This window comes from Thalassiella azotivora (assembly GCF_054781695.1).
The window spans coordinates 119498-141307 of the sequence record NZ_BAAGTX010000006.1; the positions used below are offsets into that span (position 1 = coordinate 119498).

Annotated in this window: 19 protein-coding genes; 8 read left to right on the forward strand and 11 right to left on the reverse strand. The window is 69.7% G+C overall.

Annotation, left to right across the window (positions count from 1 at the left end; translation table 11 throughout):
• Positions 1 to 131: 131 nt before the first annotated feature.
• A complete protein-coding gene (locus tag ACYVQV_RS05950) occupies positions 132 to 1112 on the reverse strand; it encodes an AraC family transcriptional regulator (protein ID WP_461022344.1) in 981 nt (326 codons plus the stop codon).
• A 93-nt stretch (positions 1113 to 1205) separates the two neighbouring features.
• Between ACYVQV_RS05950 and ACYVQV_RS05955 the strand changes: the two genes are divergently transcribed.
• Positions 1206 to 1724: a pyridoxamine 5'-phosphate oxidase family protein gene (locus tag ACYVQV_RS05955; RefSeq protein WP_461022345.1), complete on the forward strand. Its 519-nt coding sequence runs from the start codon at positions 1206 to 1208 to the stop codon at positions 1722 to 1724.
• Between the two features lie 178 nt (positions 1725 to 1902).
• Here the strand turns inward: ACYVQV_RS05955 and ACYVQV_RS05960 are convergent, their stop codons facing one another.
• From ACYVQV_RS05960 to ACYVQV_RS05980, 5 genes are all read right to left on the reverse strand, one after another.
• Positions 1903 to 3153, reverse strand: coding sequence for an FAD-dependent monooxygenase (locus ACYVQV_RS05960; protein WP_461022346.1), 1251 nt, complete (start codon positions 3151 to 3153; stop codon positions 1903 to 1905).
• Positions 3154 to 3214: 61 nt separating this feature from the next.
• Entirely contained in the window at positions 3215 to 3991 is a 777-nt protein-coding gene (locus ACYVQV_RS05965) for a maleylpyruvate isomerase family mycothiol-dependent enzyme (protein WP_461022347.1), read from the reverse strand.
• Complete coding sequence (locus tag ACYVQV_RS05970) at positions 3991 to 4863, reverse strand: fumarylacetoacetate hydrolase family protein (RefSeq protein ID WP_461022348.1); 873 nt, start codon at positions 4861 to 4863, stop codon at positions 3991 to 3993. Before ACYVQV_RS05970 ends, ACYVQV_RS05965 begins: the two co-directional genes overlap by 1 nt.
• Positions 4860 to 6026, reverse strand: a complete 1167-nt coding sequence (locus ACYVQV_RS05975; RefSeq protein WP_461022349.1) for a cupin domain-containing protein — start codon at positions 6024 to 6026, stop codon at positions 4860 to 4862. Before ACYVQV_RS05975 ends, ACYVQV_RS05970 begins: the two co-directional genes overlap by 4 nt.
• A 45-nt stretch (positions 6027 to 6071) precedes the next feature.
• A complete protein-coding gene (locus tag ACYVQV_RS05980) occupies positions 6072 to 7427 on the reverse strand; it encodes an MFS transporter (RefSeq protein ID WP_461022350.1) in 1356 nt (451 codons plus the stop codon).
• Between the two features lie 60 nt (positions 7428 to 7487).
• On the opposite strand from ACYVQV_RS05980, the gene ACYVQV_RS05985 reads away from it, so the two are divergent.
• Both ACYVQV_RS05985 and ACYVQV_RS05990 read left to right on the forward strand, forming a co-directional pair.
• Positions 7488 to 8264, forward strand: coding sequence for an IclR family transcriptional regulator (locus tag ACYVQV_RS05985; RefSeq protein WP_461022381.1), 777 nt, complete (start codon positions 7488 to 7490; stop codon positions 8262 to 8264).
• A gap of 69 nt (positions 8265 to 8333) precedes the next feature.
• A complete protein-coding gene (locus tag ACYVQV_RS05990) occupies positions 8334 to 8966 on the forward strand; it encodes a DinB family protein (protein ID WP_461022351.1) in 633 nt (210 codons plus the stop codon).
• 36 nt (positions 8967 to 9002) lie between these two features.
• On the opposite strand, the gene ACYVQV_RS05995 is transcribed toward ACYVQV_RS05990, so the two are convergent.
• From ACYVQV_RS05995 to ACYVQV_RS06005, 3 genes are all read right to left on the reverse strand, one after another.
• Complete coding sequence (locus ACYVQV_RS05995) at positions 9003 to 9383, reverse strand: hypothetical protein (protein ID WP_461022352.1); 381 nt, start codon at positions 9381 to 9383, stop codon at positions 9003 to 9005.
• 407 nt (positions 9384 to 9790) lie between these two features.
• On the reverse strand, positions 9791 to 10348 hold the full coding sequence (locus ACYVQV_RS06000) for a PKD domain-containing protein (protein ID WP_461022353.1): 558 nt from the start codon (positions 10346 to 10348) through the stop codon (positions 9791 to 9793).
• 302 nt (positions 10349 to 10650) lie between these two features.
• Complete coding sequence (locus ACYVQV_RS06005; RefSeq protein WP_461022382.1) at positions 10651 to 11199, reverse strand: DUF6318 family protein; 549 nt, start codon at positions 11197 to 11199, stop codon at positions 10651 to 10653.
• 391 nt (positions 11200 to 11590) lie between these two features.
• On the opposite strand from ACYVQV_RS06005, the gene nrdR reads away from it, so the two are divergent.
• The 3 genes from nrdR to ACYVQV_RS06020 all read left to right on the forward strand — a co-directional run bounded on the left by nrdR (position 11591) and on the right by ACYVQV_RS06020 (position 16789).
• Positions 11591 to 12115 (forward strand): transcriptional regulator NrdR, encoded by a 525-nt coding sequence (gene nrdR, locus ACYVQV_RS06010; protein ID WP_461022383.1) that lies wholly within the window; start codon positions 11591 to 11593, stop codon positions 12113 to 12115.
• A gap of 150 nt (positions 12116 to 12265) precedes the next feature.
• Positions 12266 to 15121: a vitamin B12-dependent ribonucleotide reductase gene (locus tag ACYVQV_RS06015; RefSeq protein WP_461022354.1), complete on the forward strand. Its 2856-nt coding sequence runs from the start codon at positions 12266 to 12268 to the stop codon at positions 15119 to 15121.
• Between the two features lie 435 nt (positions 15122 to 15556).
• Entirely contained in the window at positions 15557 to 16789 is a 1233-nt protein-coding gene (locus ACYVQV_RS06020) for an ISL3 family transposase (RefSeq protein WP_461022384.1), read from the forward strand.
• A 112-nt stretch (positions 16790 to 16901) separates the two neighbouring features.
• On the opposite strand, the gene ACYVQV_RS06025 is transcribed toward ACYVQV_RS06020, so the two are convergent.
• Both ACYVQV_RS06025 and ACYVQV_RS06030 read right to left on the reverse strand, forming a co-directional pair.
• Positions 16902 to 17432 carry an HNH endonuclease gene (locus ACYVQV_RS06025; protein ID WP_461022355.1) on the reverse strand — a complete coding sequence of 177 codons (531 nt, stop codon included), beginning with the start codon at positions 17430 to 17432 and terminating at the stop codon, positions 16902 to 16904.
• Positions 17433 to 18204: 772 nt separating this feature from the next.
• Positions 18205 to 19086: a DNA adenine methylase gene (locus ACYVQV_RS06030; protein ID WP_461022356.1), complete on the reverse strand. Its 882-nt coding sequence runs from the start codon at positions 19084 to 19086 to the stop codon at positions 18205 to 18207.
• Positions 19087 to 19215: 129 nt separating this feature from the next.
• On the opposite strand from ACYVQV_RS06030, the gene ACYVQV_RS06035 reads away from it, so the two are divergent.
• Both ACYVQV_RS06035 and ACYVQV_RS06040 read left to right on the forward strand, forming a co-directional pair.
• Positions 19216 to 20544 carry a site-specific DNA-methyltransferase gene (locus tag ACYVQV_RS06035; RefSeq protein ID WP_461022357.1) on the forward strand — a complete coding sequence of 443 codons (1329 nt, stop codon included), beginning with the start codon at positions 19216 to 19218 and terminating at the stop codon, positions 20542 to 20544.
• 922 nt (positions 20545 to 21466) lie between these two features.
• Complete coding sequence (locus tag ACYVQV_RS06040; RefSeq protein WP_461022358.1) at positions 21467 to 21748, forward strand: hypothetical protein; 282 nt, start codon at positions 21467 to 21469, stop codon at positions 21746 to 21748.
• Positions 21749 to 21810 lie beyond the last annotated feature (62 nt).

The following is a 21810-nucleotide window of genomic DNA, read 5'->3' on the forward strand; positions in this document are numbered from 1 at the left end:
CCTCCCGCCCGCCCCCTCCCACGCCCCCCCGCCCCGCCCCTCCCGCGAGTCGGACGAACACGCCGTGCGCCGCTTCCCGGCCACGGCGTGTTCGTCCGCCTCGTGCGGTGTGTCAGGTGGTGGGAGGCGGGTCAGGCGGGTGAGCAGGTCCCGACCCGGGCGGCGGTGTCCTGGGCCGCGCGCTGGGCCGCCCGGTAGGCGGTAGGCGTCATCCCGTGGTGTCGGGTGAACGCGGCGCTCAGCGCGAACGGGGAGCCGTAGCCGACGCGGCGGGCGACGGACTCCAGGCTGGACCCGTTCTCGGACAGCAGGTCCGCGGCCAGCGCCAGGCGGTAGCCGGTGAGGTGCGTCATCGGTGGCTCGCCGACGAGGTCGGTGAACCGGCGGGCGAAGGCGGCCCGTGACATCGAGGCCTCGCGGGCGAGCGCCGCGACGGTCCAGGGCCGCGCCGGCTGGTCGTGCAGCAGCCGCAGCACCGGGCCGAGGTCGGGGTCGCGGTACGCGGCGTACCAGGCGGGGACGTCGGCGTCGTCCCGGCCGAACCAGGTCCGCAGCCAGGTGATGAGCAGGACGTCGAACAGCCGGTCGAGCACCGCCTCCTGGCCGGGGGCGTCGCGGTCGAGCTCGCCGTCGATGAGGCGCAGCAGGCCGGGGTCGAGCTGCTCCGCGGTGAGGACGGCGACGCGGGGGAGCAGGTCGAGCAGCGGCTGCGTGACCTGCCGGTGGGCGCTGTACGCGCCGACGAGGACGGTGGTGGTGCCGGACGGGTCCGGACCCCACGAGCGGACGCCGAGGGTCAGCTCGTCGGCGAGCTCGCGCCCGTCGGCGGTCGTACACCGCTGCCCGGGGTGGATCACGATGCTCGCCTCGCGGCCCGGGGAGTCGGTGAGCGTCCACGGCCGGTCGCTGCGGACGACGGCGACGTCACCGGGGGACAGGTGCACGGCCGGGCCGTCGTCCGGGCACGCCCACGCCTGCCCGGCGAGGACGGTCACGACCTCCAGCGGGCACCCGTCCTCCACGTGGACCGAGAAGGTGCGTCCCAGCAGCGCGCGGAGCATGAACGCGTTGCGGGCGCGGGGGCCGTCGAGGACCGACGTGAGGACGTCCACGGTGCCGAGCCTGGCGTGGTGCTGGACGATCGCGCAAGAGGATGAGCGTCCGGCTCATGGATCGTCTCGCCAGTCGGGCGCTGTGATGGGGTCATGACGCAGACGGGTGACGTGGTGGCTTCGTCGGACGGGCTCGTGCTCCCCGACGCGGACGCGGTGGTCCGGCTGGTCGCGAAGCGGTCGTACTGCACGCTCGCGACGATGTCGGAGCGGGGGTTCCCGCACTCTGCCGGGGTGGTGTACGCCTTCCACGAGGGCGTGCTGTGGACGGGGACGCTCCGCAGCAGCCGCAAGGCGCGCAACATGGCCGTGCAGCCGCGGGTGCACGTGAACGTGCCGGTCCGGCGGGTGCCGGTGGGGCCGCCGTGCACCATCGCCTTCGCCGGAACGGCACGCCTCCTCGACCCGCAGGACGACGAGGTGCAGCGGCTCGTCAGGCAGGGCGCGCTGAAGGCAGTCACCAGCCACGGCGAGCTCGACCTCGACGGCATCTGCATGGTCCGGATCACCCCGCGTGGTGCGTGGCACACCTACGGGATCGGGATGTCGCTGTGGTCGTTCGTCCGCGACCCCCTGAACGCCGCCGGCCGGGTCGACTTCCCGCCGTCCTGACCTGCGTCGCCCGCGCTCCCTCCGACCATCCCCAGCACACGAGGTGGACGAACACGCCGTGTGCGTTGCGGCTCAGGCGGCGTGTTCGTCCGCCTCGGCGAGGGGTGGGGCGGGCGAGGGGTGCGGCGGAGCGAGGGGTACGGAGGGGGCGTGCGGGCGGGGGCGGGGTGGAGCGGGGTCAGACGGGAACGGTCCGGGGCAGGGGCTCGAACATGGCGGGCTCCTGCTCGGGGCGCAGGGCGGTCGGCCCGTACAGCCAGTCGACGAACGAGTAGTCGTGGACGTCGCGGGACCGCATGACGTCGTTGCGCCACTGCCGCTCCTCGCCGGTGAGGTGCCACAGCTCGCCCCACGCGCGGGCGGTGGTGACGACCCGCCGGCAGTGCTCGGGCCGGACGGCGTCGTACGCGGCGAGCGCGGCGTCCCAGTCGACGACAGCGCTCGGGCCGCCGACGTCCAGCTGCGCCTTCACGTGCTCGGCGAGCACCCACGCGTCCTCGATCGCCATCACGGCGCCCTGGGCAAGGTACTGCAGGGGCGGGTGGGCGGCGTCGCCGGTGAGCGCGATCCGGCCGGTGACCCAGGTGGGGATCGGGTCGCGGTCGTACATCCGCCACCACGTGTTCCGCCACATCAGCGGCAGCCCGTCGCGGACGTCGTCGCAGGTGTTGGCGAACGCGTCGTCCAGCTCGTCGGGGGTGCCCCAGTCGTCCTCGCCGGCCAGTGCCTTCGGCGACTCGAACACGGCGACCTGGTTGAACATCTCCCCTCCACGCAGCGGGTACTGCACGAAGTGGCACTTCGGTCCGACGTGCACGACGACGTCGCTGAGGGACACGTCGCGGTCGGCGACCTGCTCGACGGGGACGGCGCCGCGGTACGCGACGTACGCGGAGCTGACGGGCTCGTCGTCGCTGAGCAGCCGGCGGGCGACGGAGTGCAGGCCGTCGGCGGCGATGACGACGGGCGCGGTCTCCCGACCGCCGGCGTGGACGACGGTCGCGGACCCGGGTGCCTGCTCGTACCCGGTGACGCGGACGTCGTTGACGAGGTCCACCCCGGCGGCCTGGCACGCCTCGAGCAGGATGCCGTGCAGGTCGCTGCGGTGGATGACGACGTACGGGGAGCCGTAGCGGCGCCGGGCGTCGACGAGGTCGAGGCGGGTGAGCTCGCTGCCGTCGACGGCGTCGCGCATGACGAGCGCGTCGGGCAGGACGCCGCCCCGGGTGACCTCGTCGAGCAGGCCCCAGGACTCCAGGATGCGGGTGCAGTTGGGGGCGATCTGCAGTCCTGCGCCGACCTCCCCGAACGCGGGCGCGCACTCCAGCACGCGGACGCGCAGCCCGGCGCGGGTGAGGGCGAGGGCGTTGGACAGGCCGCCGATCCCGCCGCCGACGACGAGGACGTCGACCTGGTCGTGGTGCGTCATGGTGATCCTCCGGTGTGCTGGTCGCTGGTGGTCGGTTCTGGTCGCTGGGCCATCGGCGGGCTCAGAGCCAGCGCGGCAGGTCGGGCAGGTCGGTGCCGTCGGCGGTGCGGACGGCGAGGGTGCTGGTGGCCGAGCGGCCCGTGAGCCAGGCGGCGAGAGCGGGCAGCGGACCGGTGACGGTGACCGGCTCGCCGTCCCCCTGGACGGCGGTCGTGGGGGTCGCACCGTCGGGCGCGAGGACGAGCGCGGGGCCGGGTCCGGCGGACCGCTTGGTGGCGACGTCCGCCACGAGGGCGGTGAGGAACCCGACGGGCAGGTCCGCGTAGCCGGGCCCGCCGGTGCGGTCGAGCACCGCGAGGTCGACGGCGTGCACCATCACCTCGCGGGCGCGCAGCCAGGGGACCTGCGTGGCGGGGACGGTGCGGCCCTGCGCCGTCCGCACCGGGGCCTGCCACGGCGAGTCACCGCCGCCCGGACCGGTACCCGGGCCACCGGCGGCGTCGAGCGCGTCGAACGCGGCGTCCAGCTCCTTCGCGGACTCCCGGACCCACGCCCGCAGCCGGGACGGCGGCAGCGTCGCGCCGGTCCGGATGTCGGCGTCCCGCTGACCGGGCGAGTCGTACATCGGCGTCTCGACGCCGGTGCGCGCCCACGTCGCGAGCCGCACGAGCGCCTCGGCGTTGGCGGCGACGTGCGCGACGAGGTGCCGGCCGGTCCACCCGGGCAGCGCGGTGGCGCCGTCCAGGTCGTGGTCGTCGACGCGGTCGAGGACGCCGAGCAGCAGCTCGGTGCCGTCGCGGACCCAGCGGCGCGAGTCGGTCAGCGGGACGCCGGTCATCAGGCGGCCCCCTCGCCCTGCCCGCCGGTCACCTCGGCGACGACCCGGTTCTCGCAGCGGCCGAGCCCGGCGACCTCGGTGACGACGGTCTGCCCGGCGCGCAGGTAACGGGCGGGCTTGCGGGCGTGGCCGACGCCGCCGGGCGTCCCGGTGGCGATGACGTCACCAGGCCGCAGGGTGACCATCGTGGAGACGTACTCGACGAGGGCGACGGGGTCGAACAGCAGGTCGGCGGTGTTGTCCTTCTGGACGGTCTCGCCGTCGACGGTGGTGCTGATGTCGAGGGCGGGCCGGACGCCGCCGGGCAGCTCGTCGGGGGTGACGAGGTAGGGCCCGAGCGGGGTGGTGGCCTCCCAGGTCTTGCCCTGCAGCCACTCCTTGGTGCGGAACTGCCAGTCGCGGCAGGTGATGTCGTTCAGGGTCGCGAACCCGGCGATGGCGACCTCGGCCTCGGCGCCCCGGGCGCGGCGGACGGTGGACCCGATGACGACGGCGAGCTCGCACTCCCAGTCGAACGCCTCGGTCTCCGGTGGCAGGACGATGTCGTCGCCCGCCCCGACGAGCGTGTCGGCGTACTTGGAGAACAGGGTCGGGTGCTCGGGCAGGTCGCGGCCCATCTCGAGGATGTGGTTGCGGTAGTTCAGCCCGACGCAGACGACCTTGCCGGGGGCGGGGACGACGGGCGCGAAACTCACCTCCTCGGCGTCGACGGTGCCCTGGTCGGCGGTGCGTGCGACGTCCTGCCAGCCGGGGCGGGCGAGCAGCTCGCCGAGGTCGGCGGCGCCGAGGTCGACGAGACGGTCCTCCTCGACGCGGACGGCGCGGGTCGCCGCGCCGGTGGGGGTGGTGGTGCGGACGGTGGCGAGTCTCATCGGGGGGTGACCTCCTGGGTCGTGGGGGTGGTCGCGGTGGGGGTGCGGCGGGCGAGGTGCAGCGCCTCGAAGACGGGGGAGTCGCTGAACCGGAACAGGTCGAGCGCGCCGGAGTCGGAGTCGGACGCGGACGCCTCGGAGCGGACCGACAGCGGCTGCCAGGACGGGACGACGAACAGGTCGCCGCGGGTGACGCTCCAGGAGCGGTCGCCGACGGTGACGGTGCCGGACCCGTCGAACACCTGGTAGACGGACGACCCGACCTCGCGGACCGGGGTGGTCTCGGTGCCGCGGGTGACCCGGTGCATCTCGGTCCGGATCGTCGGCAGCACGTCCGCCCCGGTGGTGGGGTTGCTGTACCGGACGGCGGCGTGGCCGGGCTCGACGGCGCCGGGGTGGCCCTCGGCGGCGAGCTCGAGCTGGTCGGTGAGCGCGCGGTCGGTGTCGACCCACCGGTAGGCCAGCAGCGGGGTGGCGGGGTGGGGGTCGGGCAGGGCGACGGGCCGCAGGCCGGGGTGGCCCCACAGCCGCTCGGACCGGGACCGCTGCGGGGTGGTCCGCTCGGCGTCGCTGATCTCGTCGCGGCCGAACTCGAAGAACTGGGCCTCGGTGCCGTACTGGAACGGGATGTCCAGGCCGTCGATCCACGCCATCGGCCGGTCGGTGGCGTTGTGGTGCGCGTGCCAGTTCCACCCGGCCTGCGGGAGGAAGTCGCCGCGGTTCATCGGGACGGGGTCGCGGCCGACGACGGTCCAGACGCCGGACCCTTCGACGACGAACCGGAACGCGTGCTGGGTGTGCCGGTGCTCGGGGGCGTCCTCGCCGGGCATCAGGTACTGGATCGCCGCCCACAGCGTCGGCGTCGCGAACGGGCGTCCGCCGAGCGAGGGGTTCGCCAGGGCGATGGCGCGGCGCTCGCCGCCGCGGCCGACGGGCACGAGCTCCCCGGCCTGCGCGGCGAGCTCGATCAGGGTGCTCCACCGCCACACGTGCGGGCTGGCCTGGGACGTCGGGTGGGCGGGCATGAGGTCGCCGATCTCGGTCCACAGCGGGACGAGCAGCTCCTGCTCGAACCCGCGGTACAGGTCGGCCAGCGCGGGGCTGGGCGTCGGCTGGTCCGGTGCGTCGACGGCGTCCAGGCGGACGGGGGAGGTGATGGTCACGGTCGGTCTCCTTCCGGGAGCGGTGGTCGGTGTGGTCTGGCGCGCTCAGTGCGCGAGGACGGCGACCGGCTCGGGACGGCGCGCGGGCTTCGTCGCGACGGTGGTGGCGAGCAGCAGCGCGGCGGCCAGGCCGGCGGCGAGGGAGAAGGCGAGGAAGTTGCTGCCGACGCCGAGGTCGGCGTCCAGGAGCAGCCCGCCGACCTGCGGGGCGAGGACGGCGCCGACGCGGCCCACGCCGAGGGCGACGCCGAGCGACGTCCCGCGCAGCTGCGGCGGGTAGTGGCTGGCGACGGCGGCGATGATCAGGCACTGCGTGCCGTGGGTGCCGACACCGGCGAGGACGAGCGCCGCGTACACGGGCAGCGTGCTGGACGGGTAGGTCAGCAGGAACGCGAGCGCGACGGCCGCCGCGGCGGCGGCGCCGACGGCGCTGCGCACGGGACCGAAGCGCATCCCGGCCCACGCGGTGACGAAGGAGCCGAGGACGGCGCCGAGGTTCAGCGCGAGCAGGAAGAACAGCGGCTCACCCATGTCGAACCGGGCGTCGGACCCCATCAGCTTGGGCAGCCAGGTGCCGAGGCCGTACCAGGCGAACAGCGTCGCGACGGTCGCCAGGGAGAACAGCACGGTCGCCGTCCGGTACCTCGGGGCGAGCAGCCCCGCGATCCCCGCTCGGTGGTGGGCGGTGTCGGTGGCGTGCTGCCGCTCCTCGTGGGCGTGGGTGAGTCCGTACTGCTCCTCGACGGCGGTCGCCTCGGCGTCGCGGCCGTGGGAGCGCAGCCACGTCGGGGACTCGGGCAGATAGCGCACGCACAGGGGGAGCAGGACGACGACGGCGAGGAACGCGACGGCGTACATGGCGCGCCAGCCCTGGGCGGGCAGCAACCACAGGCCGATCAGCGCGGCGGCGGTCCCGCCGATCGGGACGCCGGACATCATGATCGTCGCGACGGTGGAGCGGGAGCGGATGCGGACGAACTCGGCGGTGAGGGCGTTCGCGGAGGGCACGAGCCCGCCGAGGCCGAGGCCGGCGAGGAAGCGCAGGAGGCCGAAGGTCTCCGGGTCGGGGGCGACCGAGCACAGGGCGGTGAAGAGGGAGAACCACAGGGTCGACCACAGGATGGTGCGGCGGCGGCCGAGCCGGTCGGCGAGCTGCCCGGCGCCGAGGGCCCCGACGAGCATCCCGGCGAAGGCGAGGCTGCCGATGAGGCCGGCGCCGGAGGCGGACAGGTCCCACCCGGGCTCGCGCATCAGGTCGGGGATGGTCGTGCCGTACACGATGAGGTCGTAGCCGTCGAAGACCACGATCAGCCAGCAGAGGAGGGTCACGAGCCATGCGGGGCGGGAGCCGGTGCGCGGGCTGGCGCCGGGTGCCGCTGCGGGAGGGGTGGTGGTCGCCATGCACTCGACTGTGTGGGTGAGTCTGCTGTGGGGAACAGCACGTTCTGCTATACAGAACAAATGAAGGCGAAGCCGGCGTACGCGATCCAGAGCGTCGACCACGCCCTCCTCCTGGCCGCCGCGCTGCAGGTCGAGGGGTCGATGACCGTGTCGGAGGCGGCGGAGCGGCTGGGCGTGGCCCGGTCGACCGCGCACCGGCTGCTGGCGATGCTCGTGTACCGGGACTTTGCGGTGCAGACGGAGGACCGCCGGTACGCCGCGGGCCCGGTCCTGTCGCTGGGGACGCACTCGCACTCGCGGACGGCGCTCCTGAGGGCGGTGGCCATGCCGCACCTGCAGGCGCTGGTCGACCGGGTCCGGGAGACGGTGAACCTCGTCGTGCTGTCGGGGGACCACGTCCGGTTCGTCGGGTCGGTGGAGTGCGACCAGCCACTGCGGGTCGGCAACCGGGAGGGCATGGTCTTCCCCGCGCACCTGGCGTCCGGCGGCAAGCTGCTGCTCGCCGACCTGTCCGACGAGCAGATCGCCTCCCTGTACGCGCCGGAGAAGTGGGAGGGCCGCGAGGACCAGCTGCCCGACGTCCCGGCGTTGCGGCGCGAGCTGCGGTCGGTGCGGGAGCGCGGGTTCTCCGTGAACGCGGGCCGGACGGAGAAGGGCGTGACCGCTGTCGGGCGGGCGATCCGGGCGGACGGCGTGCACGCCGACGCCGCGGTGTCGGTGTCGTTGCCGACGGCACGGTTCTCCCAGGACGGGCTGCCGTCCCTGGTGTCCGCGCTCGCGTTGACGGCCAGGGACATCGAGCAGGAGCTGGCGCGGGCGCTCGCCGTCGAGCAGTGACCGGCGTGTCGCGTCGGGCCGTCGGAAACGCCGTCGCGTCGAGGGCCGGACCGTGCCTAGCATCGCGGGATGGTCGCCGTGCCACCTCGGCTCGCCCCGCTGCTGGCCCAGTACGACTGGTCGACCGAGCGGTTGCTCGCCCGGTTGACCGGCCCGGACGTGGACAGCGGTGACGGTGAGAGGGTCCGGGTGCTGCCGTTGTCGGACGAGGAGTACCGGTGGGAGCCGGTGCCGGGCGCGTGGTCGGTCCGGCGGAAGCCCGACGGCCCGGGGGTCGGCGCGACGGTGCTGGTCGGTGCGGGGGAGTGGGGACGGGACGGCGGGCGCCCGCACCCGTGGCCGCCTCCGGTGACGACGATCGCGTGGCGGATGGCGCACCTGACGGACATGCTGCACTTCCGCGCCGAGTACACGGTCGGGTCGCGCTCGGGCAGCGAGGCGGACCTGGTCTACTCGGGTGACGCGACTGTCGCGGTCGGGATGCTGCGTGACGCCGTGGGCGCGTGGCGGCGCGCGTTGGTGACGGCGGACGACGCGGCGCTCGACCAGGTGGGGCGGTGCACGTACCCGGACGGCGACGACGCCGAGCAGCCGTTCCTGGAGATCGTGTGGTGGGTCAACCAGGAGGTGCTGCACCACGGCGCCGAGATCGCGTTGCTGCGTGATCTGTACGCGGCGCGGGGGCGCCTCGGACACCAGTGAGGTTGCCACCCGCAGTGGGATGCCTTGACGCAAACCTCAGGCGCCGCTCCAGGGCACGAAACCCTCGAGGTCGCGCAGGGGGCGGATGGAGTCGTACGCGTTGCCACCGTGAGGTACGGAGAGCCGCCAATCGCCGTCTTCCCAGCGCAGGACCAGCACGAGGTGGACGAAGCGACCGTTTGAGGCGCGGAGGGCCATGTCCGTGACGGCAACCTCGCCGTCATAGGTCAAGAAGTCGAAGCCAGCCACCTGGACGGTGAGCTCGGGCGGTGACGAGTCCTCCGGTGGTTCTGCCTCGGGCTCCTCGAGTGCGCGATCCCGTCCTGGGCCGGTCGTCAGATCCTGAACCGCCCGGGTGCGCGTCTCCGGCTCTGCCGTCGCGGCGAGGACGTTGACCGCCGCGTACAGCGCACCCATGGGCGAACGAGCGAAGCACGATCGCAGACCGTCGTCGACCCGACCCGGCCCATGAGCGTCCGGGGCGGTGGGCACAGCGATCGTTCCGACAAGCTCCCAGTCGGTTTCGGGTGGGGTCTCCACGGGGGGCGCTGCGTCGGATGAGCTGAGGCCACAACTGCTACCTCCAGTGATCGCCTCGGCGACGCTGCCCGGCCCCGGCTCAGAGGAGCTGTGCTCGCTCCCGCAGCCTGACACTCCCAGTGCGACAGCGAGCAGCGACGCGACGGTCAGCGTGCGATGCCGATGGCTTGGGTAGTGCCGCGATGCATCGTGCAGATCGTTCCGAAAGTGCAGCACGCTTTCCCTTCCAGGAGCGGTTTCTTGGAGTCCGCGCATCACGAGTCCCGGACCCTGCAGAGGTCAGGTCAGGGGAGGGTGTCGGCGACGAGCTGGTTGCGGCCGGCGAGGGCTTCGACCTGGACGGGGGCGCTGGTGACCTGCGCCTGGCCGGGGATGGGCAGGAACGGTCCGCCGGCGACGGAGTACTCGCCGGTGTAGTGGGTGGTCAGGGTGATGTCGTAGGTGCCGGGCTCGGCGTAGGTGTTGGTGATCCGCAGCGCGGGGTAGGGGTCGCCGGCGTCGGCGTGCGGGCCGAACGTCTGCCCGTCGCCGAAGTCCCAGTGGAACGCGACCGGGGTCGCGCGCACCTGGACGGGGATGCCCAGCAGGGTGGTGTCCAGGGTCGTCGGCTCGGCGCGGGCGTACACGTTCGTCTCGATGTTGATGAGCGTGTACCCGTTGGGCGGCTGGACGTTCGGCTGACCGGCTGGGAGCGGGAGGCGCTGGAAGTCCTCGAGCGTCATCACCGGTGCCGCGTCCGTGCCCGTGGGGTCGGTGGGGGCCAAACAGCGGGTCGCGTACCGCGTCCAGCCGTCGTCACCGAACGCCGTTCCGGCGGGTGCGCTGTACAGCCAGTACTCCACCTCGCCGGTTGCAGGCTGTCCTGGTGTCACACATGCGTCCACGGCCCTTTGGCAGCCGCCATCCAACATCGCAGTCGGTGAGTTTCCTGGACACGCAGGGACCCGAGCGTAGGTGAGAGCAGGACCGTCCCCGGCAGGCGCTGCAACCGACGCAGAACCGGGCGTAGCCGGACTTCTGTCCTGACCGGTCAGTGCGGCGTCTGAACCCGACAGCTGCCCTCCGATTGTTCCGCCGGCGAAGGCAGGAGTGGCTACGGCCAGGATGAACCCGACGGTTAGTACGGCCGCTGTATTCATCCGCTTCATCGGTCCTCCAAGGCGTCCGCGTCGGCGATAGCCCGAACCACCCAGCCGTCAGCCGTCCATTCGAGGCGCACGATGAGACGCAGTTCCTCGGCGGGTTCGGTTTCGATGACTGACCCATCGGAGTTCACGACCGTGAGTGCCTGCTGCGACGTTCGAGTCGAGACGTCGACCGGTGACACCCCGTCGAGTGGCGGCGACAGGGCGTCGACCACTGTGACGGCTCCACCTTGGTATCGCTGGCCCGCATCAACCGTCGAGCGAATCTCAGCGATCAGGTTCGAGCACGTGCCGCAGTCGGGATGAGACGCCTCGCGTAAGGCCGCGGTGTCACCCGTCGCGTAGCTGTGAGTGAGGAGGGCGAACCAATGCCGGGTGAAGTCACCAGCCCCAGTGTCCGATTCAGTAGCGGCTTCCGATGGCAGAGTCGGTGGGGCGACCGACGGCTCGGCCGAGGCAGTCTCCGAGGCGGTCGGCGCCGACGTCGGGTCGTCGACAGGCTCCTCGTCCCCGCACCCCGCGAGCACCAGCCCACCGGCCAGCGCCATCGCCCACACGCCCCGCCTCGTCGTCCACACGAGCGGCGACCCTAGCCGAGCCACACGCGCTCAAACCGACTCAAACGACGTCTGTGGATGAGAAGCACGTCACCGCCGTCCCCGCCACCCGGCTACGCCGGCCGGGTGACACGACACGCCGAGTGACGACCCGCTTCCTGCCCGTCACCTGCGGTTTCGCCCCTCGGGACCACGAAGTCGGAGCGACGCGCCGGAGACGGCTGGACAGGCCCTAGTGGTGGGTCTAGCGTTCACCCCAACATCTAGTAGTTACACGGCTGGGATTCCTCCACAGGTTGTGGATGTTCACGACAGAACTATCCACAACCTGGGGACAACCAACCGGCCGGCCGTGCCACACCAGGGGAGGGGTGACGAGGGGATGCACTGCCCGTTCTGCCGTCACAGCGACTCCCGGGTCGTGGACTCCCGCACCGCCGAGGACGGCGCGGCGATCCGTCGCCGCCGCCAGTGCCCGGAGTGCGGACGACGCTTCACCACCCTCGAGACGACCAGCCTGACCGTCGTCAAGCGGTCGGGCGTCACCGAGCCGTTCAGTCGCGACAAGGTCGTGGCCGGCGTCCGGAAGGCTTGCCAAGGTCGTCCGGTCACCAGTGACCAGCTCGCCCTCCTCGCCCAGCGGGTCGAGGAGAACCTCCGGTGCGCCGGTGCGGCGGAGATCGACGCGCACGACGTCGGTGTCGCCGTCCTCGGGCCGCTGCGCGACCTCGACGAGGTCGCGTACCTGCGGTTCGCGTCCGTCTACCAGTCCTTCGAGTCGCTCGAGGACTTTGAGGCGGCCATCTCGCTCCTGCGCGCCGAGCGTGACGTCGCCGGCGCCAGCGACGGGCAGGACGACGAGCAGCCGGCCGCCGTCCCCGGGTCGCCGCCGGGCGCGACCACCTAGACCACCGCCGGCGGCGACGGAGGGGAAGCCGACGCCGCCGGCGGTCACCAGCCACAAGATCGACAGTCAGACCCCACCGCTTGGATGGTTCCAGTGGATGCGGGCTGGCCCCATGACGCAGCAGCACCACGACACAGGAGGGGTTCGACCATGACGGAGACGACGTCCGGTTCCCGCGCACGCAGGGGCGGCAAGGCCAAGGGCCTGACCATCGAGCGGGTGTGGACCACGCCGGGCACGCACCCGTACGACGAGGTGACGTGGGAGCGCCGCGACGTCGTCCAGACGAACTGGAAGACGCAGGAGACGATCTTCGAGCAGCGGGGCGTCGAGTACCCCGACTTCTGGAGCGTCAACGCGTCCACGATCGTCACCACGAAGTACTTCCGCGGTGCGGTCGGCACCCCCGAGCGTGAGCAGTCGCTCAAGCAGCTCATCGACCGGGTCGTCCTCACCTACGTCAAGGCAGGCAAGGACCACGGCTACTTCGCGTCCGACGCCGACGCCGAGGTCTTCGAGCACGAGCTGACCTGGATGCTGCTGCACCAGGTGTTCTCCTTCAACAGCCCCGTGTGGTTCAACGTCGGGACGTCGTCCCCGCAGCAGGTGTCCGCCTGCTTCATCCTCGCGGTCGACGACTCGATGGACTCGATCCTGAACTGGTACCGCGAGGAGGGCCTGATCTTCAAGGGCGGCTCCGGTGCCGGTCTGAACCTCTCCCGCATCCGCTCGTCCAAGGAGCTGCTGCGCTCCTCCGGCGGGACGGCGTCCGGCCCGGTGTCCTTCATGCGTGGCGCCGACGCGTCCGCGGGGACGATCAAGTCCGGTGGCGCCACCCGCCGCGCGGCGAAGATGGTCGTCCTGGACGTCGACCACCCCGACATCGAGGAGTTCGTCGAGACCAAGGCGCGCGAGGAGGACAAGATCCGCGTCCTGCGCGACGCCGGCTTCGACATGGACCTCGGCGGCAAGGACATCACCTCCGTCCAGTACCAGAACGCCAACAACTCGGTCCGCGTCAGCGACGAGTTCATGCGCGCGGTCGAGGAGGACGGCGAGTTCGGCCTCAAGGCCCGCCTCGACGGCTCGGTCATCGAGACCATCCGCGCGAAGGAGCTGTTCGACAAGATCGCCAAGGCGGCCTGGGAGTGCGCCGACCCGGGCATCCAGTACGACGACACGATCAACGACTGGCACACCACGCCGGAGTCGGGCCGCATCACCGCGTCCAACCCGTGCTCGGAGTACATGCACCTGGACAACTCGTCCTGCAACCTCGCGTCCCTGAACCTGCTGAAGTTCCTCACGGACGACAACATGTTCGACGCGGAGAAGTTCGCGAAGTCCGTCGAGGTCATCATCACGGCGATGGACATCTCCATCTGCTTCGCGGACTTCCCGACCGAGGCGATCGGCGACACCACCCGCAAGTTCCGCCAGCTCGGCATCGGCTACGCCAACCTCGGCGCGCTGCTCATGGCGACCGGCAAGGCGTACGACTCGGACGGCGGCCGCGCGCTGGCCGCGTCCATCACCTCGCTGATGACCGGGACGTCGTACAAGCGCTCCGCTGAGCTGGCCGGCGTCGTCGGCCCGTACGAGGGCTACGCCCAGAACGAGTCCGCGCACACCCGGGTGATGCGCAAGCACGCCGCGGCGAACGACGCGATCCGCACGATGCACACCATCGACAAGGACGTGCAGAAGGCCGCGACGAAGGCTTGGGAGCAGGTCCTGCAGATCGGCGCGAAGAACGGCTGGCGCAACGCCCAGGCGTCGGTGCTCGCCCCCACCGGGACCATCGGCTTCATGATGGACTGCGACACCACCGGCATCGAGCCGGACTTCTCCCTGGTGAAGTTCAAGAAGCTCGTCGGCGGCGGGTCCATGCAGATCGTCAACCAGACGATCCCGCGGGCGCTGCGGATGTTCGGCTACGCCGAGGAGACCGTCGAGGCGATCGTGGAGTACATCGCCGAGCACGGCCACGTCATCGACGCCCCCGGCCTGAAGCCCGAGCACTACGAGGTGTTCGACTGCGCGGTGGGGGAGCGGGCCATCAAGCCGATGGGCCACGTGCGGATGATGGCGGCCACCCAGCCGTTCCTGTCCGGTGCGATCTCCAAGACCATCAACATGCCGTCCGAGGCCACGGTGGAGGACGTCGCCGACGTCTACGCCCAGGGCTGGAAGCTCGGCCTGAAGGCGCTGGCGATCTACCGCGACAACTCCAAGGTCGGTCAGCCCCTCAGCGACGAGAAGGCGAAGAAGGGCGACAAGGAGACGGTCGTCGAGAAGGTCGTCGAGTACCGGCCGACCCGCAAGCGGCTGCCGAAGTCGCGGCCGTCGATCACCACGTCGTTCACCGTCGGTGGCGCCGAGGGTTACATGACCGCCGGCTCCTACCCGGACGACGGTCTCGGCGAGGTCTTCCTCAAGCTCGGCAAGCAGGGCTCCACGCTCGCCGGCGTGATGGACGCCTTCTCCATCGCCGTGTCCATCGGCCTGCAGTACGGGGTCCCGCTGGAGACGTACGTCGAGAAGTTCACCAACCTTCGGTTCGAGCCGGCCGGTCTGACCGACGACCCGGACGTGCGGATGGCGCAGTCGATGATGGACTACATCTTCCGCCGCCTGGCCTTGGACTACCTGCCGTTCGAGACCCGCTCGTACATGGGCATCCACACTGCCGAGGAGCGGGCCCGCCAGCTCGAGACCGGCGTGTACGAGCCGGTGAACAGCGGTGACGACGAGGACCTCGAGTCCCTGTCCCAGTCCGCGCCCGTCGAGAAGCGCAAGCCCGCCGCCGAGGTCAAGGACTCCGGCGCCGGCGCAGCCTCCGCCAAGGCCGCCCCGGTCGAGGTCCACTCGTCCGCTGAGCTCATGGAGAAGTTCCAGGGCAAGGCGTCCGACGCGCCCATGTGCTTCACGTGCGGCACGAAGATGCGCCCCGCAGGCAGCTGCTACGTGTGCGAGGGGTGTGGGAGCACCAGCGGCTGCAGCTGACAGGTCGAGCAAGGCGAGTTCAGCACTCGGATTGACGCTGCACTTGCATAACTCTGGGAGCCGGGCTGCAGCCGGTCTGCAGCCCGGCCCAGTCGCCCTCGCAAACGCTGAATCGACGCCGAAGCGCTCTGTGACTGAGGCCATCGAACGTTCCGACATCCGAGTACCCCGGCCGGGCCACTGCATGGCCTCTACCAGGCCTGAGCCAGAGGTGTTCTCTGGACCAGCCGGTCTTCGTCAAGCCACATTCACTGAAGTGGTGCGCATCACCGTCACCGGACGCTGAGGCCAGTCGCCGGCGATGCTATGCCGGCTTTTCGGATCTGAGCGTGGTTGACGTTCCGGTGACGGGTGGCGTGGCGTGGCGGTAAGACGGGTGTCGGGGGCTTCAAGATCAGGAACGATCAAGAACCTGATCGAGATGAAGACCCCGACATGGATCACTGTAGGTGTGGTCTGGGCGTGCACACGCGCGGACGCGATCTTCAACGTGCCTGGGATGCACGTGCTGGGGCCGAGCATGACCAGGGCCGGCTCGTGGTGACGGTGGAGACCTCCGCCGACGTCGATGGCAGCCCGCAGTGCGGCGTGCTGGCCATAGGACACGGTCCGCGCGTGCACGAGGCCGCGGACGCGCCGTGCTTCGGGCTGCCGACACGGGTGCGGTGGCGCAAGCGGATCTGGCGGTGCGCCGAGCCGCGGTGCTCGGTCGGCACGTTCAGCGAGCCGCATGCGCTGATCGCACCGCGGGCGAAGGTGACCAGCCGGGCGATCACCCGAGCGACCGACGCCCTGGAGCATGACGACACCACAGTGTCGGCGTTGGCGCGGCAACTGGGCGTGGACTGGCACACGCTGTGGGACGCCGTCGAGGCCGAGGCCAGGCGCCGGCTGGCCGACCCGACCCGGCTGGAGGGGCCGGCCACGCTCGGGGTCGACGAGCACGTCTGGCGCCCGTCACGGGTCGGTGCCAGGGACCGGGCGGTCACCTCGATGGTCGACCTGACCCGCGACGAGCACGGGCAGGTGCACGCCCGGTTGCTGGACGTGGTCCCGGGCCGGTCCGGCACGGCCTACGCCGGGTGGCTCAGGGCCCAACCGGTCGCGTTCACCGGCGCGGTCGAGCACGCGGCGCTGGACCCGGTCCGCGGCTACGCCAGCGCGATCCGCGACGAACTGCCCGACGCCGTCGCGGTCCTGGACGCCTTCCACGTCCTCAAGCTCGGCACCCAGGCGGTAGATGAGCTCCGCCGCCGGGTCCAGCAGGACACCCCGGGCCGGCGCGGGCACAAGCACGACCCGCTGTACCGGATCCGCGGGCTGCTCCGACGCGGGCCAGAGCACCTGTCCGCCCAGCAGATCGACCGGCTCAACCGGCACCTGACCGCCGGTGACCCGACTTTCGAGGTGACCGTGGCCTGGCACGCCTACCAGCAGCTGCGCTCGATCTACCAGGCCGCCACACCAGGGGAGGGCCGACGACTGGCCGAGCACGTCATCACCACGTTCCCGGCCTGGCCGAGGCGGGCGACCTCGGGGACCGGGCCTCATCATCGAGAAGCCCGCCGCCTCGCCCGCGGCTTCCGCACCTTCGACCACTACAGGCTCAGGATCCTACTCGCAGCCTCAGGTCAACGCTGCTACCGACGAGCGGCCACCCACGCATAGATCCGAAGAGCCGCTATGCCTCAAGAGCGGGGACAAGGCGAGACGCCTCTCCTAACCGGAACAAGCCGATCAATAGGGGCGCAACAACTACAGTCGAGAGCTCACAATGACATTAGGTTTGGTTCATGTCGCAGCTGGCCGCTAAGCGCCGGCGCAGGAATTCGGGGCTTGGTCCCCCATGCCTTGGGATGGAGAGCTTCTTGCCATGGTGCGGTGCGAGAACTGCCGCCAAGCTGCTGTCACCTGCGATCCTCGCCAAATCGATTCGGATTGTGAAGGCGTCATCGATGGTCAAGTATCCTGAGTCGAATGCGCGATCCACCAAAGTAGACAGGCAGATGCCATTTTGTGGGTCCAGCCGAATCGACTCATCGTCGGCCCAAGGAACGATGTGTGAAGCGATCAGGAACTCTCTCGTGGTGATGCCGGTGACTGCGCACCTGAAGTTGTAGTTGGTCTTGACTGCCTTGGCGAACGCACGCTGAGCACTGCCCCGGGTCTTGGCAGTTGTCGTGGCGTCCTGCACAGCATAGTCGGCATCTGCAATCCTTTGGTCGAGCGCCACGACCTCTAATTGATCGAACGCACTTGACTCCGCCACGGCATCCTCGCTAACAGAGTTTGTGCTGGCGGTCGACGGCATGGCAGACGTAGGTGGCGTGACGACGCCGGTCCTAGAGGCGCCCACAGGTGCCGTAGGCCCAGGTGCGGCCGAAGGTCGGCCGCCGGCAAACGGTGCCGTCAGCGACCAGCCATTATGGTTCAGGCCGGGATCGAAAAAAACCGCCGGGGAACCTGGTGCGGTGAAGTCTCCCGACTTCCCTGCCAGATTTGAACGAAAGCCGACGGTTAATCGTCGAACAGGGAGAGGAATATGCGAAGTATCGGCAAATCGAAGACTTGCGGGCGCCCCCACAATGTATGCGCGGAGGTGCAGACGATCGCTCTGGCCCACAAGTTTTATTGCGAGCAAGACACCGTCTATCCCCGAAGCAGCGAATTGCGAGAGGGCCGCGTTGGCAGACGTCGCCGTGGTGGCGGACGGATTGCCCGGGAAAGTCTCAGGTCCGGTGGCGGTCGGCCTCGCGCTAAGGCGCCAGGGAGAGGGGGCGTCGGCTCCCGTCGGCCAGGCCAAGTGATATCGGTCGCTGGAGAAATTGATGAACCCTGACATTGAACCACTCGGCTGCCATTCGTATGTCAGGTGAAGGGGCGCGCTGGGTGACAGCCTTGGGAATTTCGAGACGAAGAGACGTCCAGACTCCTTGGGTAGCTGAAGGTAGTCCTTGGTGAACGTTGTGTCCGATGAGAAGCGACCATACACGGCCTTCTGGTTGGAAAGGGTGTACCTCCACGTCCAAACGGCATCTACCTGGTGAGCGACCATGACGTGCCCTTCTCTGCTCTCGTCCTAACTAGAAACCGATGATGATTGCCTCGGGAGAGCGGCGGGCCTCCACTTCACGCTTGCTCTGCGCGGCTAGCGAACGTTGCGCCGTGAATCTCACGACTTCGAACCCGGGAAACAGTGCCCTGACGCCGTCGGTGTCACGATTGGACATGATCCACTTCACGCCCCGCTTTGACATTTGCGCGCAAAGGTCCGCGAGCTCCTCCAAATCCGAAATCCCAAAGACGCGCGCCGTGTACTTGTTGAACTTACTCGTTGGCTCCTTCTCATGCGGGTTGGTGAAGACCGGAAGGTATGGCGGGTCCAAGTAGACGAAGTCTCCGCTGCTCGTCCGAGAAAGCGCGGTGCGAAAATCCTCATGTCGCAATTCGACGCCATCAAGTGTCGCCCGGAGTCCGTGTAGCGTCTCGCTGTCGAACCCTTTGAACTTTCGGTCGCCCCACGGCACGTTCATTGCACCGGTCTTACTATTCTCGCGCCACAAGTGATTCCATGACGTCCCGTTCAGGTAGAGAAACCGTGCAGCCTGCTCGAGCGCTCCCGCCGGTTGCGAAGCGCGCACTTCGTAATAGAAGTCCTTTGAGTCGCGACCTTTGTACCAGTCGAGTAGTTCAGCGAGTTTTTCCTGCTCGTCCCGCATTGCTGTCCATGCGTTCACGAGGTGACCATTCAGGTCGGCCAGATGAGCGGTGCCGTCTATGCGTCCCTGAAGGGCGAAGAACATTGCCCCACCGCCTAGAAACGGCTCGTGGTAGTTCTGGATGCGCTCCGGCACGTATGGCATCAATTTGGGAAGGAGCCGGGTCTTCCCGCCCGCCCAGCGAATGAAGGGCTTGCTCGCCCTCGGGTGGGGGTGCTCAGTTGGGCGGCGCAGCGATGTAGACATGTCGAGGATGGAGCCTCCGTGTCTGCGGTCTGTGGATGCCCGACCGTGGTTGTCGGTGGATGATGCGATCCTAGTGTGTGCGGTCCACCGACAGAGGAGCCGCGCCGCGCCAGCAGATTGAGGGGACGGATGAGCAGCGAGGTCGAGTTGGTATGGCCGAACAAGCGGCAGGTACTCGTCGCGGCGGGGGTCACCGCCTACGAGTGGCTCGACGTCACCGACCCCCGGCTCTCCATGCCGGCTGCGTACTCGTCGCTTCGGGCCGACGTACGTGTGGACGGCAACAGCAACGTGTTGGTAGTCGGCGATGGCCTGGATGCCATTGAAGCGCTCGCAGCAACGGAGGCCATGGGATCTGACGGGATCCGGCTCGTCTACATCGACCCGCCATTCAACACACGGAAAACATTCAACCAGTACGGTGACAGCCTCGCTACCCCCATGTGGCTCTCGATGCTGAAGGACCGTATCGCCGCTCTCAAGCCGCACCTTCGGCGCGACGCTTCGGTCTGGGTCCATCTCGACGACAGTGAGGTTCACCGCGCCCGTTGCGTTCTGGACGAGGTCTTTGGTGACGCCGCCTTCGTTGCCTCGATCATCTGGCAGAAGCGCACGACTAGAGAGTCCCGCTCGGCGTTCAGTTCCAACCATGACACTATCCTCGTTTACGCGCCGAGTGGCCCGAGAGCCTGGAAGGCGTCGAGAAACTTGCTCGTCAAGGACGAGGCGCTTCTCCGCAACCGTGACGACGACCCGCGAGGGCCGTGGGCAGATGCCCCCTTCACCGCGCCGGGCTTCCGCAAGGCTCAGCAGTACGCGATCACTACGCCGTCTGGTGAAGTCCTGTATCCGCCCCGCGGGCGTTCATGGTACGCGACAGAGAAGACCTATCTGAATCTCTTGGCAGACGATCGCATTTGGTTCCCTAAGGGCGGCAAGGGTTCTCCTCGGCTGAAACTGTTCGCCCACCAGCTTCGCGGACTTGTGCCATTCACTGTCTGGGGCTCAGAGGATGTGGGTACAAATGATGACGCCAAGCGGCATCTGCAGCAGCTCTTCCCTGAGTCGGCGCTCTTCGATACGCCGAAGCCTGAAGAGTTGCTTGAACGTATCATTCACGTCGGTTCGAACCCTGGAGAGCTCGTGGTTGACCTGTTCGCGGGGTCAGGCACGACCGCTACCACTGCTCACAAACTCGGCAGGCGATGGGTAGCTGTGGAGCGCAGCGCTAGCACTGTCCTCGACTACACGCTGCCGCGACTGCTCAGCGTGGTGCGCGGCACAGACCACGGAGGCATCACGAGTCAGGCGGGTTGGGCCGGCGGGGGAACGTTCGCCGTCTTGCACGTGCAGCCCCGAGTCGGCCGTCTGTCGGGCAACAGTTCGGCCAGACCGCTAGCGGGCCGTGTAGCGCAAGCTCTCGCGGCGGGTCAGGTGACCACGGCTGCGGCGGTCTGAACGCTGCGAGCTTTGCGGCTCGACGTTGCCGCCGGAGCTCGAGCGTGACGTGGTTTGGGTCGCCCGTCGCGGCGACCTGGGCCAGGGCGAGGTCGCTGCCGACTTGGGAATCTCGACCGTGTTGGTGCGCCGCTGGTGCCGCCAAGCCGACATCGACGACGGCGTCATCGACGGTCAGACAAGCACCGAGCAGTCCGAGCTGGTGCAGTTGCCCGCGACAAGCGACGGCTGCAGATGGAAAACGAGGTCCTGCGCCGCGCGGCGACCTACTTCGCCGCCGGCTCGCTCCCAAAGTGAACTACCCTCTCGTCTGTGACCTGGCCGCCGACGGCATCCCGGTGCGGCTGACCGCGGGGTGCTCGGCCACTCCACCCAGGCCTACTAATCCTGGCTGGCCAACCCGGTCAGTCGGCGCCACCTCGAGGCCTCTACCTGACCAACGCGCTGATCGACGCCCACCACGACGACCCCGAGTGCGGCTATGGGTTGCTGGGTCCACGAGCTCGAGTTCGCTGGCCACGCCGTGGGTGAGCGGCGGGTCTGGCGGCTGTGCTCGGAGCAGAAACTGTGGTCAGCGACCGTGCGCATAGGCATGCGCGGTGCCGGCAAGGTCGCTGGCCCAGCGGCGCACGACGACCACGACCAGCGGGGCTTCACCCCGTCCGCACCGGACCGGGGGTCACCGACTCCATCGCTGCGCTCCTCCCAAGCCGAGCATCCCACCGGCGAAGGCAAGCTGTACTGCTGCGCGATCAGTGACCTGGTCAGCAACGAATCGTCGGTTACGCGATCGACGAGCGGATGACCGTGCAGTTGGCCATCACAGCCCTGCGCACGGCTGTGGCGCGCCGCCAGCCGACCGGCGTCGTACTGGTCGACAAGCGACCGAGGTTCCCAGTTCCGAGCAAGTTCAGTCCGTGCGGTGCTGACCGCCGCCGGCCTACAGGGGTCGATAGGCCGCGTCGCGTCCGCCGGCGACAACGCCGCGAGGGAGTCCTGGCACGCGCTGCTGCAGAAGAGCGTCCCGGCCCGCCGCCGGTGGGCCACCCGCCGCCGGTGGGCCACCCGCGCCGAGCCGCACGACGCGATCGTGCTCTGGATCGAACGCACCTACAACCGCCGCCGACGACAACGCGCCCTCGGCAAGCTCACCCCGGTCGAGTACGAACTAGCCTTCACCACCCAAGCCGTCGTAGCGGCATGATCACCACTCACCCGGTGTCAACCGAACCTGCCGCAATCCCGTTCGCCGACGACGTGGCCGTC